The organism is Nonlabens sp., from assembly GCF_051251825.1.
GTDB lineage: Bacteria > Bacteroidota > Bacteroidia > Flavobacteriales > Flavobacteriaceae > Nonlabens.
Map to the genome: position 1 here is coordinate 499,972 of NZ_JBPOGG010000001.1, position 14,147 is coordinate 514,118.

At 37.0% G+C, this 14,147-nt stretch carries 12 protein-coding genes; 1 reads left to right on the forward strand and 11 read right to left on the reverse strand.

What is annotated here, in order from left to right:
* Positions 1-4 precede the first annotated feature (4 nt).
* From speB to ACSHWW_RS02130, 5 genes are all read right to left on the reverse strand, one after another.
* Positions 5-940, reverse strand: coding sequence for an agmatinase (speB, locus tag ACSHWW_RS02110; protein ID WP_435680747.1), 936 nt, complete (start codon positions 938-940; stop codon positions 5-7).
* A 424-nt stretch (positions 941-1,364) separates the two neighbouring features.
* A complete protein-coding gene (locus ACSHWW_RS02115) occupies positions 1,365-2,756 on the reverse strand; it encodes an arginine decarboxylase (protein WP_435680748.1) in 1,392 nt (463 codons plus the stop codon).
* Between the two features lie 197 nt (positions 2,757-2,953).
* A complete protein-coding gene (locus tag ACSHWW_RS02120; protein ID WP_435680749.1) occupies positions 2,954-3,934 on the reverse strand; it encodes a pseudouridine synthase in 981 nt (326 codons plus the stop codon).
* A gap of 98 nt (positions 3,935-4,032) precedes the next feature.
* Positions 4,033-4,980, reverse strand: a complete 948-nt coding sequence (locus ACSHWW_RS02125; protein WP_435680750.1) for a carbon-nitrogen hydrolase family protein — start codon at positions 4,978-4,980, stop codon at positions 4,033-4,035.
* Positions 4,980-5,921: a geranylgeranylglycerol-phosphate geranylgeranyltransferase gene (locus ACSHWW_RS02130; protein WP_435680751.1), complete on the reverse strand. Its 942-nt coding sequence runs from the start codon at positions 5,919-5,921 to the stop codon at positions 4,980-4,982. The genes ACSHWW_RS02125 and ACSHWW_RS02130 overlap by 1 nt, the downstream gene beginning before the upstream one ends.
* Before the next feature lie 487 nt (positions 5,922-6,408).
* On the opposite strand from ACSHWW_RS02130, the gene ACSHWW_RS02135 reads away from it, so the two are divergent.
* On the forward strand, positions 6,409-7,185 hold the full coding sequence (locus ACSHWW_RS02135; RefSeq protein WP_435680752.1) for a hypothetical protein: 777 nt from the start codon (positions 6,409-6,411) through the stop codon (positions 7,183-7,185).
* A gap of 291 nt (positions 7,186-7,476) precedes the next feature.
* On the opposite strand, the gene ACSHWW_RS02140 is transcribed toward ACSHWW_RS02135, so the two are convergent.
* The 6 genes from ACSHWW_RS02140 to ACSHWW_RS02165 all read right to left on the reverse strand — a co-directional run bounded on the left by ACSHWW_RS02140 (position 7,477) and on the right by ACSHWW_RS02165 (position 13,490).
* Positions 7,477-8,415 (reverse strand): mevalonate kinase family protein, encoded by a 939-nt coding sequence (locus ACSHWW_RS02140; RefSeq protein WP_435680845.1) that lies wholly within the window; start codon positions 8,413-8,415, stop codon positions 7,477-7,479.
* A 10-nt stretch (positions 8,416-8,425) separates the two neighbouring features.
* Positions 8,426-9,481: a diphosphomevalonate/mevalonate 3,5-bisphosphate decarboxylase family protein gene (locus ACSHWW_RS02145; protein WP_435680753.1), complete on the reverse strand. Its 1,056-nt coding sequence runs from the start codon at positions 9,479-9,481 to the stop codon at positions 8,426-8,428.
* Between the two features lie 433 nt (positions 9,482-9,914).
* The gene (locus ACSHWW_RS02150) at positions 9,915-10,430 is read right to left on the reverse strand and encodes a hypothetical protein (RefSeq protein ID WP_435680754.1); all 516 of its coding nucleotides are present in this window, start codon (positions 10,428-10,430) and stop codon (positions 9,915-9,917) included.
* Positions 10,427-11,101: a M24 family metallopeptidase gene (locus ACSHWW_RS02155; RefSeq protein WP_435680755.1), complete on the reverse strand. Its 675-nt coding sequence runs from the start codon at positions 11,099-11,101 to the stop codon at positions 10,427-10,429. Before ACSHWW_RS02155 ends, ACSHWW_RS02150 begins: the two co-directional genes overlap by 4 nt.
* A gap of 202 nt (positions 11,102-11,303) precedes the next feature.
* Complete coding sequence (locus tag ACSHWW_RS02160) at positions 11,304-12,656, reverse strand: UDP-N-acetylmuramate--L-alanine ligase (protein WP_435680756.1); 1,353 nt, start codon at positions 12,654-12,656, stop codon at positions 11,304-11,306.
* Between the two features lie 75 nt (positions 12,657-12,731).
* On the reverse strand, positions 12,732-13,490 hold the full coding sequence (locus tag ACSHWW_RS02165) for a tetratricopeptide repeat protein (protein ID WP_435680757.1): 759 nt from the start codon (positions 13,488-13,490) through the stop codon (positions 12,732-12,734).
* Positions 13,491-14,147: the final 657 nt, after the last annotated feature.

A 14,147-nucleotide genomic window follows, 5' to 3' on the forward strand; every position in this document is an offset into this window, starting at 1 on the left:
AAGACTAGTCTTCTATGTTTTTCATTTTCTTTAATCCAGCTTTGGCAAACGAGTTTCCTGCTTCGTAACCTTCAGCTCCTTCTAGGGCTATATCTTTAAATTTATAGCTCAACATTTTATAGTACAATTTTGCAGCTAGAAAGTCTGATGATTTCTCTGCTGGATTAGGACATAATTCTACGATGTCAAATCCTACTACGTTCTTCTCTGCAAATACCATTTTTAAGAAATCGAGCGTCTCGTACCATAACAGTCCGCCAGGTTCTGGTGTTCCAGTAGATGGACAAATTGATGGGTCAAACGCGTCTAAATCTATAGTGATAAATACGTTTTCAGTTAGAGCTTCGGTAGCTTTTTCTGGCCAGTAATCATCTTCTACCATTTCATGAGCAAAGAAGATTTTCTCATCATCATTAATTCCTACTTCTATGCTGTCCATAGAACGTATTCCTACTTGGACAAGATTTGTTTTTTGGCTGGCTTCATAAACGGCGCAGGCATGATTGCATGTGCTACCATCATATTCTTTACGCAAATCTGCATGAGCGTCTATTTGTAGAACACTCAAGTTCTCGTACATCTCATTAAATGCTCTTATAGAACCTATGGAAACAGAATGCTCTCCACCAAATAGGGTGACAAATTTATTTTTCTTGATGTACTTTTTAGTCGTTGCATGCACAGCATCTACCATAGCCTCAGGCGAGCTGTTTTCACTTACCGGATCTGCTAAGAAAACACCGTGATGATATACCTCAGTATCAGTTTCAATATCATATAATTCCATGTTTGCGCTAGCATCTAGAAACGCCTGCGGACCTTTGTCTGCACCTTTTTGCCAGGTGCTAGTTCCATCATAAGGAACTGGAATTAAAACAATAGATGCATTATCTAATCCAGCATATTCATCTGGGATTCCTGCATAGTTTGAATTGCTCATGTTGTGAAGTTAAAGTTGGTATTAAAGTTAATTGTTGATTTAAAGTTAGGTTTTTATTTGTTTTGTTTCCATTCCCCAGCCCTAAAGGGTGCGGAAACAAAAGCTGTTTTTTCAATTTCAATTTCAATTTCAGTTTCAGTTTCAGTTTCAAATTCGAGTTCGATTTTTTGTTTCCATTCTCCAACCACTTCGACTTAGCTCAGTGCATCGCCTAAAGGGTGCGGAAACAAAAAATGCACTATGTTTATTTCAAATTCAAATTCTTATAAAAATCTCACCCTTTAGGGTTGGGGAAAAGATTTCGGTAATTCAAGTTTAATAGTCGGTCTTCGAGAGCTTCAGACCTCGATTTCATCTTTCCAGCGAGCATTGAGGTGGTCACTGAGTTTATCGAAGTGTTCTCGAAATGCGGTTTTCAAATTCATTAATATCCTAAAATCCCTAGCATCTGTTCTGAGCTTTGTTGTTCTTTAAAGACTCTGGTTTGAATGTTTCCATCCTCGTCACGATCAATCAAAATGTGTTTAGGTGCCGGAATGAGACAGTGCTGTAGTCCTCCATAACCACCTATACTTTCTTGATATGCTCCAGTATTGAAAAAGCCTAAATAGAGCGGCTTATCTTTATGATATTTAGGTAAATAAATAGCATTGATATTTTGTTCACTGTTGTAATAGTCATCACTATCGCAGGTCAGTCCACCTAAAAGGACACGTTCATACTCGTCGTTCCAGCGATTGAGCGCTAGCATGATAAAACGTTTATTGATTGCCCATGAATCTGGTAAAGTCGTGATAAATGAACTGTTGATCATGTTCCATTTTTCACGATCGTTTTGTTGTTTTTGGTACAACACTTTATAAATAGCGCCACCACTTTCACCTACGGTAAAGGAGCCAAATTCTGTAAAAATATGTGGTACATCAACCTCTGCCTCATCACAAACTTGCTTGATTTGAGCTACGATTTCATTAATCATGTATTCATAGTCAAAGTCAAACGCGAGCGAATTCTTTATAGGGAATCCACCACCTATGTTGAGACTGTCTAATGATGGACAAATCTTTTTAAGGTTCACATACACCTTCAAACATTTGTGCAACTCGTTCCAGTAATAAGCATTATCACGTATTCCAGTATTGATGAAAAAGTGAAGCATTTTAAGCGACACTTGCTCGTGATCTTGGATTTGAGCTTTATAAAAATTCAAGATATTTTTATAACCTATTCCTAAACGGCTGGTGTAGAACTCAAACTTAGGTTCTTCTTCACTAGCAATACGTATTCCTACTTGGAATTTCTTATCAGTCACATCAGTTAATAAATTGAGTTCCTCATAATTATCTATGATAGGAATACAATTTTTATGACCTGAATTGATAAGATCAGCAATATTCTCGATGTACTTCTCACGTTTAAAACCGTTACTGATAATATACGTGTCGTTCTTAATTTTTCCTTCGGCTTTTAAGCTTTTGATAATGTCTAGATCAAACGCACTGCTCGTTTCCAGGTGAATATCATTACTCAACGCAGTGTCCAGCACGTGTTTAAAGTGTGAACTCTTAGTGCAGTAGCAATAATTGTATGTTGCTTTGTAGTCCGCTTTCGCGAAAGCGTTACTGAACCAACCTTTTGCTCGCTGAATATTATCAGAGATTTTAGGGAGATACGTGAACTTTAATGGTGATCCATGCTGTTCTACAAGTCCCATCAAGTCGATGTCGTGAAAGTGAAGTTTTTTATCTTCTAGTTTAAATTCCTCTGTTGGGAAGAAGTACGTTTGATCGATAAGATCAATGTATTTAGTATTCAAGGGCTATAGGTTAAATGTAATTTTAAAGTAAATTACAGAGTAAACAAAATAAACGTTAATTAAAAATTGAGTTACCTAAATATAAATTGAATGGCGATAAGAAGGGACAATATTATTTCTTTTTTTTAAATAATTGCAAAAAAAAATAGCGTTGCTCATAAAAACAAGCAACGCTAGTAATAATAAGTGTTTCAGGCTTATATCATCTTTAAATTGATGATTTCTTGCTCTGTTAATGAACGGTAATGACCACGTGGAAGGTCTTTTTTAGTCAGTCCACCCATCACAACTCGATCAAGAACTTTAATTTCATAATTCACGGCCTCAAATAAGGTCTGAACGATATTATCCTTACCACTGTGAATTTCGATTCCTAGTTCGTTATTACGTCCACCTTCTACGTAATTGATTTCTTTTACTTCGATAGTTTCGCCATTAATAACGATTCCATTACGTATTTGCATTAAATCCTCGTGCTTGAAACTTCTATCAAGTGCGACTTGATAAATTTTGCGCATTTCTAGATTAGGATTATTCAGTTTGTTTGCCATTTCTAGATCGTTAGTAAACAACATCAATCCTACAGATTGTCTTCCTAGACGGCCTACGTAATGCAAGTTTGCTACTCCAGCACTCTGCATTAAATCAAGTACCGTTTTACTAGAGCGTTCACCTTTACGTGGTGCGATAAAACCTTTAGGCTTGTTAAGAATAAGATACTGCTTTTTATAAGGCTGTATGTTCTGACCATCAAATTTTACCTCATCAGTCAGTTTTACACGATATCCCATTTCAGATACCGGTTTACCATTTACGGTAACGCTACCAGCTTTTATATAAATATCTGCATCGCGACGGCTGCATATTCCAGAATTTGAAATGAATTTGTTCAAGCGTATCGTTCCGTCGTCTATTTTCTTCTTAGAAGTACCTTCAGACTTTTTACGCATGATGTATTCCTTCTTAGTAACTGGATTACCGCTTCGTGAAGTTCCTACAACTTGATTTTTACCACCACGAGTTGTAGGTCGGGTAGGTGCATTTCCTCTAGAAGATGATTTTCCTCTATTATCAGTGCTGCCAGCATTGCGTCTATTGCCGCCTCTTGAGTTTGAAGAATCTTTGCCGCCATCACGACCGCTACCTCTTCCACTTGCTCCTTCATTACCTCTTCCCATGGTATTAAATTTTTTGCAAAGATAGCTTTTTCAGAATGTGATAATGCAAAAAGAATTTTAAAGTATAGATGTCACTTGTAATAAGTTAAGTGCGCCTTTTATTTAAATTTCACCGTGGTTTGGCGTTCTCGATTTACATGTAATTGAGTGACATCGGGTCTGGAATAATGTCCTACGGCGTCAAAGTTTTGACGTTCTTCTAGCACACGATTAAAATCCAGCGTTGCTGTAATAATTTCTTCATTACCTATTTGTGGTTCAATAATCCATTCACCATCTGGTCCAGCGATACAACTGCCGCCATTTGCTAGAATTGCTGGAGACTTTTCTAGAATCATATCAAGATAAGGCGTGTTTGCCGGGAAATCTTCTTTGAACATGGTGCTCGATACTGAAAGTACAAAAGTGCGTCCTTCTCGAGCGATGAATCTTGTGATGTCTTTAGTATTGTGATCACTTCCAGGCCAGCAAGCTACGTGTAGATTTGTTCCTTGGGCATACATGGCAGCGCGTGGTAGTGGCATCCAGTTTTCCCAGCAGTTGAGTCCACTTACCGTAAAGTCTTTCAGTTTGTGAGTTACCAGTCCATTTCCATCTCCAGGCGACCAGGTCAATCGCTCGTCATAAGTAGGTTGTAATTTGCGGTGAACACTTTCTATGCTTCCGTTTTGGTTGATATATACCATACTGGCATAAACGCTATGTCCGCCACGATCTTGAGGTCTTTCTATAATCCCTAGATAGATGGCTATGGAGTTCGCTTTCGCGAAAGCGCAAATCGTATCCAATTCTCCATCCTCAATAGAGATACTGTTCAACACATAGTGTCTATGTAATTCTTTCACTTCTTTTTTATTCCACGCAGCACCATCCATAATGCTTAACCAAAACGGATAACCTGGTAATAATCCTTCACCAAAAACCACCAATTCTGCATTTTGCTTTTTGGCATCTTCCAGTGTGGAAAGTATTTTATCTATTGTCGCCTTTTTATCTAGCCATACTGGCGATATTTGAGCAAGAGCTACGTTGATGAGGTGTTGCATTAAAAGAAATTTTGAAGTCGATCTACAATAGCTGGTAAGTCTATTAATAAAATAGAAACGACACCACCAGCAATAATGATTTTAAGGATAAAGTGGATTAATAGATATTCTCGCTTGCGTCGCGAACTCCACAACAGCGGTAAACAAACCAGCAACGCTCCACCTATAAGCGCAAAATAATAACGCATATATCCTATATCAAAGTATAATAGCAATGCTACTATAGGAGCTATAGTTAATAAGGTAAGTATCGTGTAAAATCGTTTGCTTGCTTTTTCTCCCAGCACCACCGGAATGGTCTTATAGTTTTGGGCTAGGTCACCTCTTAAGTTCTCCAAATCTTTAATCAACTCGCGCATGGCAAGAATTAAGAATAAGAAACTACCGTGAACAAATACCACCAGATATAAATTGCGGTAATACATAAATAACACAAAGAAAGGTGTGATAGCAAGTAGTGCTGCTGTAAGATTACCAGCAAAAAGCACTCGTTTTATCTTATGAGAGTAGAACCACATGGCAAAAATATAAGCTGCAAAAAATAACCCAGCTCGCCATGAGACTATGAGACCTAAAATAAAAGCAATCGCATTTACCGTAAAATAAACGGACCATAATGTGGAACGACTCACTTGGTTTTCCAGCAAGGTTTTTTGAGGTCTATTGATTAAATCTTTCTCGCGATCGTAAAAATTGTTGATGATGTAACCACCGGCAATAGCTGCCGCACTAGCAAGGATAATCAACCACAACTTATAATCCAGCACAATCTCCTTAACAGATAATTCTGGAGCTATAATAAAAACCGCAGCCAGTAATTGCGCCACCGCAATAATACTGATGTTGTACAACCGTACGGTAGAAAATAAGCTCAGTGCTTTAATGACTAGCGTTTTAATACTAGACTTGGTGCTCATGGGATATGCCTGATCTTTATTCACTCGACTAAGTTAAGCAGAAACGATTTTGTAATTGATAATGGTTTGTGAAAAGTGTCACTTCTATTTGTTATTCTGAACCTGCCAGACGGCAGGCAGGTTTATTTCAGAATCTGCTGATAATAAAACATTATCATTATTTCACCTACAATCATAACACTTTTTAATTCTCTAGAAATCTACCTTTGAAGATTTATTGAAAAGGAAATTTGATCATGAAATTCCCTAGATTAAAATAGATAAAAATACTTTTTTATAGAATCTTTTATATTTATTAAGTTTTAAATTACTAATAATCAATTATTTATGTTTAATTCCATAATTGATTTTTAGTTTTAAGATTTCTTTAGGAAACAAAGTTGATTATTGAGGAACATAAGTTTGAAAAGATGCATCATTTTCAAACGAGTTAAGCCGAAAATCGATAAGAGTAGGCACAATACAAATCGTGATTACTATAAATTAAACCTAATCACAAAAATTATTTTTTATGAAAAAGTATTTTAAATTTTTACCAGTTTTATTTTTTGGTCTTTGCTTAGTTTTAAATTCTTGTAGCAAAGAATCAGAATCATTAAATTCAAATCAAAACAATGTAGCTAAATCATCAAATGATAATATTTCTAATATTTTATCTTCGCTAGATTTTGCAGTTCAAGCAAAAATCGAAAATAATAATTTATCTGATGAAGAGTTAAGTACAATGTTTATTAATCATCTGCAGTCTATAAATGGCTTAGTAGTTGAAGTTGATTCTTCACCTACAAATATTGAAAGTATGGAATTAAGCGATGATTATTGGTTAGCTGCATCTTTAATTCACGACGTTTCGGGTTACAGCACTTCAGATGATTATAAAAATGCTTTGAATTTACTTTCCAGTGATTTATCCAATTATGATTTAACGGCATCAGAGTTGACTACCACTCAAGGAAACATTTCATTTATGCTTGCTTTCGTAGATTACATGGAAAGTCTATCTTTACAAGAAACAGCTATAATTTCTAAGTCTGGAGATTGTGATGGCTGGTGGAGTTGTTGGGGTAAATGTGCTGCAGGTACTATAGGTGGAGCTTTAACTGGTGGTGTTGCTGGGTGCGCTGCTTTGGGTGGAATTGGTGCTGCAATCGGTGCTGCTGTGACTATATGGGCTGGACCAGGTGCTGCAGGTGGAGCTGGTGTTGGTGCCGCTGCTGGATGCATTGTTGGAGGAGCTGTTGGTTCTATTGGTGGAGGATTGGCAGGAGCAGCTGCTTCTTGCGATTAAAATTTTGTTATGAAAAAATACATTTTTAAATTACTATTAACTGGTTTTATTTTTATTTCGATTGCCACTTTTTGTTCATATCTGATAAATTTGAACCAAATGAGATTTATTGGGACATCATCTGAATGGAAATTTGATTATTCCAAAATTGGCTTTATAATCTTTTTTATAATGTTAGTTTTAAACATTATTGGAATAGGATTGTTTTACCTAATCAGAAAGAAAATAACATAATCCAAAAAACTCCCATCACAACCGTGATGGGAGTTTTAAAATATTATAATTTGAGTTCTAAAAATTATAAACCACTTCTAGTTTATAATCTTTCAAGCTTTGCTCTGCTTTTTCTAGATCTTCAGTAAATCCTAGGATATAACCACCACCACCAGATCCACAAAGTTTCAAGTAGTAATCACCTGTGTCCAGTCCGTTTTTCCATAAGTCATGGAACTGTGCTGGAATCATAGGTTTAAAGTTGTCGAGAACGATATGGGATAATTTCTTAACGTTACCAAAAAGACCTTTTACATCACCGCTCAAGAAATCTTCCACACACATATCTGTGTATTTCACAAACTTGTTTTTCAACATACTACGGAAACCTTCTTGCTTCATATTCTCCATAAAGATATTTACCATAGGAGCTGTTTCTCCTACAATACCAGAATCTAGCAAAAATACAGCGCCTTTACCAGTTGTGGATTGAGAAGGAATATCTGCAGACTCTATATCTTCAGTACTGTTAATAAGGATAGGTAAACTCAAGTAAGAGTTCAACGGGTCGAGACCCGAACTTTTACCGTGGAAAAAGCTTTCGATTTTTCCAAATATTACCTTTAAAGTCAGCAGCTTCTCGCGAGTTAAATTTTCAAGAACTGTGATTTTTTCAACCGCATACTTATCATATACTGATGCTACAAGAGCGCCACTACTTCCTACACCATAACCTTGTGGTATGCTGGAGTCAAAAAACATTCCTGCAGCAACATCTTTCTTTAAAGCATCGATGTCAAACTGTGGGAACTCCTTATCATGTTGCATCAACTGCTCGATGTGACCGGTAAGTCTAGATAGATTTTTGTTTGATTGAAGTTGTTCCTCGGTAGGATTATCACTTATTTGTAAGGCACCTTTATAGAAATTATAGGGAATAGAAAGACCTTTTGAATCTTTAATAATCCCATACTCACCGAAGAGTAAAATCTTTGAATAAAAAAGCGGTCCTTTCATAGCGTCTAAGTTAGCACTTTTTTGCACCTGTGCCCAGTTGGTCGCAAATATAGTGACCATTTTGACAATATTCCACTAATTTGTTGTTAATCAACTGTTGTACAGCGTCCTTATTTTCATGTGGATATAGCATGTGTACGTTTGCACCAGCGTCTAGCGTGAAACACACAGGCACACCTGTTTCTTTACGGAACGCCCATATTTCCTCGATAATTGATAGTGTTTTAGGCTTCATGAGTATGAAGTATGGATGCGAGGTCATCATCATTGCGTGTAAGGTCAATGCTTCACTTTCGGTAATCTTTATAAAAGTATCAAGATCACCTTCCTGTAATGCTTTTTTAAGAGTGGAAAGGTTCTCGTGAGCTTGTGAGAATCTCGCTTTCGCGAAAGCGTGTCCATTCATCAACTCGTGTCCCACGGTAGAACTCACCACTTTTTCACCTTTATCTACCAGTAAAATCGTGTCCTGAAAATCCTGAAAAACAGAATGTAAATAATCACTTGTATCAACACCATAGTATTGCGAACTGCCTTCAACCTCATCATGCGTTCCCCAAACTACTGCACTACCTTTCAAACTACGGCATGCACTTCCTGAACCTAATCGAGCGAGGAATGACGCTTTATGAAAATCCATTTCCTGACCGGTAAGCGTGCTTTCAAAATCCATCATGCAAACAGATATTGCCGCCATGCTGCTCGCACTACTCGCGATTCCAGAACTATGTGGAAACGTATTATGTGTATCAATCTCAAAATGATATTGAGATATCCACGGACAATAGTCGGCTATGCGCTTGAAATAAGCCTCAATCTTAGGAGCAAATTCGGGTTTAGGAGTACCATCATAAGAAATGCTGAAACCGTGATTACCACGTGTAGCATTAATAGTTGTTGCCGTGTGACATGAATCTAACGTGAAACTAATAGACGGATTTGCAGGTAATTGCATGCCGTATTTACCCCAATATTTTACAAGCGCAATATTAGATGGCGCTTGCCATTTTGTAGATAAATGGTCCTTTAAAATAATCTCACTTTCTAACTTAAACTGATGTTCCAATGGGCTCGAATTAAGTGACAAAGATAATTATAACTAAGTAGCCTTTAAACCTGTCATTCCGAATTTATTTCAGAATCTGCTGGTGATAAAAATGTAAGTTTATATTACCCATAGTTTAAGCTCCTTTCCTAAGATAAGGAAAGGTGGGCAAATTGGAGTTTACGCAAATTCGGTCGGAAAGGTTGAAAAACGGAAGTTAGAATTAAAGTCTTACGTTTTTTCAACCACTCCTGATATCACTTCGTCAAGCGAAGTAACATCTGTCCTCGCCTTATCTAAGGCGAGGAGCTTTTACTACGTAGGATTTAAAAAAGCTCCTTTCAGATCCCTGATAATTTGTTCTCACAAATTTCTGGGAGAGGAAAGGTTGCTTAGGCTCGGCAGAGACTAAGAAGGAAAGGTTGAAAAACGGATGTTATCCTAAACCCAAACTTTAATCTCGAAACTTCATCAACCAAACATTCAAATCATGTTCCAATTTATAAAAGTCTTCGTTTTCAGAATACTTCAGTTTTATCACAGACGATATTCCTTCTTGTTGGGTCTGAGACTCTGATACATCTTCAAATGAAATGGATTTATGCGGTCGGTGGTGATGGTTATTTATTACTGCTTTAATTTCTTTAGTTAAGTTCATCTCCTGCGCACCATCTTTAAACTTGCCATAATCTGCTATATACTTGAGTTTGTTGTCTTCAATGGTAAGAATCTCTTTCCCATTACGATTCCATAGAAACATTCTTATAAAATGCCAGCCTAGCAATCCTAAAATTCCCAATCCGATTAAATAGCTGAAATGAAAACCGCCACCATTAAAAATCCCTAAGAAAATGGCTGTCATTAATCCTGCGATCATAAATAATAAAAATCCTAAAACTATAGTTACGATTAATGCCGCTGGTTGTGCATGAATGGTTAGTTTATTATTTGTAATTTTTATTTGTTTCATACGAGTAACTGTTCAAAAAATCCGCCAATCGCTCTAGTTCTGTCTACAAAGTGAATTTCTAGAATCCATTCTCTTTTGTTTCCGTTTCCATCAGGTTCAAAGAGGTTTTTACTGTTCTCGGGATGGATATAGTTCAGTTTGTTCTCACTTTCTAGATTCTCATGTGGAAAATGACCAATTAAATGTCCAGCGATAGGACCGCCAAATTCCCAGCCATATTCTGTTGCTTTTTGAACGCAATACTCATAAAAAGCAGCACCAGTTAAATCAGTTTTTGAGAAGAAATAATCCCTGCATTCTTGCCAAGCAGTTTCTATATCTTTCTTTAATTTGATTTTAAGTGGATCTGTTCCTATAACATAAGTACGTCCATAGTCTGCTTCCCATTCTTCTAGAATAGGTCCAAAGTCTAGGAATACGATATCATCTTCCTGAATTAACAAGTCCGGCGGATTCTCATCATAAGGATATAAGGTGTTTGCTCCAGCTCTTACGATACGTTTGTGCCAGTATTTCTTGATTCCAAAGAGCTCATCGGCAAGTTCAAAGACTTCGGTGTTAACCTCTTTTTCAGTTTTACCAGCTGCGATGATGTTTCTGTTTTCCAGTTCTTGAAACAGTTGTGCTGCTTTAGCTTCGGCAGCGATGAGGTTTTTTAGGACTTTGTTCATGTTGTTTAATTCTGGTTGTTCTTTACAAAACCGAAACCTCTCCCTAACCCTAAAGGGTAGGTTTCTACCGTTAAGATAATAGCATCTATATCAAGAAGTCTCACCCTTTAGGGCTGGGGAAAAGACTTCGTATTTTCAAAATTTACGACAGTAAACTCTAACAACACTTTTGTCTTTATATTAAAACTGCTACTGCAGTAAACTAAATCAATCCTTTCAATTCCTCAAAATCAAGACCGCCATAATTACCACTGCTCATCATAAGAACCGCAGTGTGGTCGAAGTCTTGACTAAATAGCCATTTTTTAAAGTCGGCTGGATCCGTTTTTACAATGAGGTCATCTCTATCAAAAGATTCAAATATTTGTTGCTCACTTATCGGTTTCAGTTTTTTAATCTCCACCGCATGCGGACTATAAAAAACCACGGCAACATCAGCCGCGTCGAGTGTGTTTTTATACTGTTCCAGGAATTCTGGATTTAAACTTGAATAGGTGTGGAGCTCGAGACAAGCGATTAACTTACGCTCGCTGTATTGATAGTGTACCGCACGCGTAGTCGCTTCCACTTTACTTGGAGAATGTGCAAAATCCTTATAAATCACACAATTCTTATTTTCGGCAACTTTTTCTAATCGCTTGGATGCACCCTTGAAGGATGCAATTGCTTCATAAAAATCATCTTCATCTATTCCCATGTGCTGGCAAATCCATTTCGCACCAGCGAGATTAGATAAATTATGTTTCCCAAAAATCTCAATAGGCATATCACCTTCAGGAGTTTCTAGATAAGTCGTTCCGTTGATGATGGAATGAGCAGGAATAGAATAAGCATGTTTGCGAGTAGGTTTTGTGGCAGCCTCGGCAATTGTTTTTACGGCAGCGTCATCTTCATTATAAACCAGGATACTTCCATCACGCATGCATTCTACAAAAGTCTCAAACTGACTCAAGTAATTCTCCCAAGTCGGGAATACGTTTATATGATCCCAAGCAATTCCAGAGATGAGTGCAATGTTAGGTTCGTATAAATGGAATTTGGGTCTGCGATCTATAGGACTGGATAAATACTCATCACCTTCCAGGATCATAAATTCATTATCATCAGTAAGATGAACCATGGTTTCAAAACCTTCTAGTTGTGCACCTACCATGTAATCTACCTCACGATCGTGGTAATGCATCACGTGTAATATCATAGAGGTTATGGTCGTTTTACCATGAGAACCACCTATAACTACGCGTGTCTTATTTTTAGATTGCTCATAAAGATACTCTGGATAACTATAAATTTTTAAACCTAAATCTTGAGCTTTGAGAAGTTCTGGATTGTCGGCTTTGGCGTGCATTCCTAGAATAACAGCATCTAGATCTGAGTTTATATTTGATTGATCCCAACCCATTTTTTCTGGTAACAGGCCATATTTATCGAGCCTAGATTTACTAGGTTCAAAAATGGTGTCGTCACTACCGGTAACTTGATATCCTTTGTGATGTAACGCAAGAGCGAGATTGTGCATGGCACTGCCGCCTATTGCGATAAAATGTACGCGCATAATATATTTACTTAGTGAAAAGTAAAATTACTAATAAAAGCATGGAAAGACTAAAATTTGCGCGCCTTTACGCAATTAATCACCTATGAGATCGTGATCTATTTTAAGTCTAGTAATATCTTCCAGAATGCTTTCCTCTTTATGAGACGCATAAGCTTCTTGTAAAATGACTAACGCTTTGAGATATTCCTTAGTCTTGTTTTCATAAAGTGAAGCCAGTTTCTTGTAAGTAGTTATGGAACCACCTATTTCGATTGCTTTTTTATAATATTTCTCGGCATCACGATATTCCTTATCATGCTCTGCAATAAATCCATGAGCCAGTTGTCCATCTACTGGAGAGATTCCAGTAAGTTGGTCTGCATATTTGCGGCTGGTTTTATAGGAACCACCTACTATTCCTGGTAACTCACAATACAATTGTACCAGTGCCCATCTTACTTCGATGTGATTAGGATCTAGGGAAGCTGCTTTTTTTAAGTGAAATTTAATGTCATCAAGATGTCCTAGCGCGTCAAATTTTGAAATATTCTTTGCATGTAAACCCAATGTTCCTCCATAGAGAAAATGATAATCGGCATTTGAGTTGTCTAAGTTGATGAGCTTTTTATAATAAGGAAATGCCGTTTCATAGCGCTTTGCACGGGCTTCGATATCGCCTAAACGGCGCAATATTGTGGCGTCATTTTGGTTTTCTAGCAGTAAGGATTTGAAAATAGGTTTTGCTTGTTCATATTTCTTGAGATTGTATAGGGATTCCGCTTTCGCGAAAGCGTCCTGACTCCAACTCATTGCACCACAAAGTAGCAGTGCGATAAAAAGCATTTTTTTCATAGTTTAAAAATATCAAAAAGTAAGCCAACTGAGATTAAGGAGTTGTTAAACTTAGTTATCAGTTATCAGTTATCAGTTGCAAGTGGAGAGCACTTCGACAAGTTCAGTCATCACTTCAATGCTAGATATGGAACTATACGCGAGGACTGAGGCTCTCGAAGTCCGCATTAAGAATATCGAGTATCGAATATTAATTAACGATTACCGATTTTTCAATCAAATCAGTAATTAATTTTTCACGCAGTGAAAAGAAAATTAATAATCGGCAATTTTAAGTTTTTAAACACCGCATTTCGAGAATCCTTCGACAAACTCAGTGACTACTTCAATGCTCGAAATGGAACTATAAGCGAGGACTGAGGCTCTCGACGTCCGCATTAAGAATATCGAACATCGAATATTGATTAACGATTAACGATTTGAGATTAAGGATTTTTCAATCAAATCAGTAATTAATTTTTCACGCAGTGAAAAGAAAATCAGTAATAGGCAATTTTAAGTTTTTAAACACCGCATGTCGAGAGTTCTTCGACAAACTCCATGATTACCTCAATGCTAGATATGGAGCAATCAGCGAGGACTGAGGCTCTCGAAGTCCGCAATAAGAATATCGAACATCGAATATTGATTAACGATTTGAGATTAAGGATTTTTCAA

Bases quoted from the DNA above. Each gene is read 5' to 3' on its own strand.
- ACSHWW_RS02165 (WP_435680757.1), bottom strand. From the start codon at position 13,490: ATGAAAAAAATGCTTTTTATCGCACTGCTACTTTGTGGTGCAATGAGT.
- ACSHWW_RS02120 (WP_435680749.1), bottom strand. From the start codon at position 3,934: ATGGGAAGAGGTAATGAAGGAGCAAGTGGAAGAGGTAGCGGTCGTGAT.
- ACSHWW_RS02160 (WP_435680756.1), bottom strand. From the start codon at position 12,656: ATGCGCGTACATTTTATCGCAATAGGCGGCAGTGCCATGCACAATCTC.
- ACSHWW_RS02125 (WP_435680750.1), bottom strand. From the start codon at position 4,980: ATGCAACACCTCATCAACGTAGCTCTTGCTCAAATATCGCCAGTATGG.
- ACSHWW_RS02135 (WP_435680752.1), top strand. From the start codon at position 6,409: ATGAAAAAGTATTTTAAATTTTTACCAGTTTTATTTTTTGGTCTTTGC.
- ACSHWW_RS02150 (WP_435680754.1), bottom strand. From the start codon at position 10,430: ATGAAACAAATAAAAATTACAAATAATAAACTAACCATTCATGCACAA.
- speB (WP_435680747.1), bottom strand. From the start codon at position 940: ATGAGCAATTCAAACTATGCAGGAATCCCAGATGAATATGCTGGATTA.
- ACSHWW_RS02140 (WP_435680845.1), bottom strand. From the start codon at position 8,415: ATGAAAGGACCGCTTTTTTATTCAAAGATTTTACTCTTCGGTGAGTAT.
- ACSHWW_RS02155 (WP_435680755.1), bottom strand. From the start codon at position 11,101: ATGAACAAAGTCCTAAAAAACCTCATCGCTGCCGAAGCTAAAGCAGCA.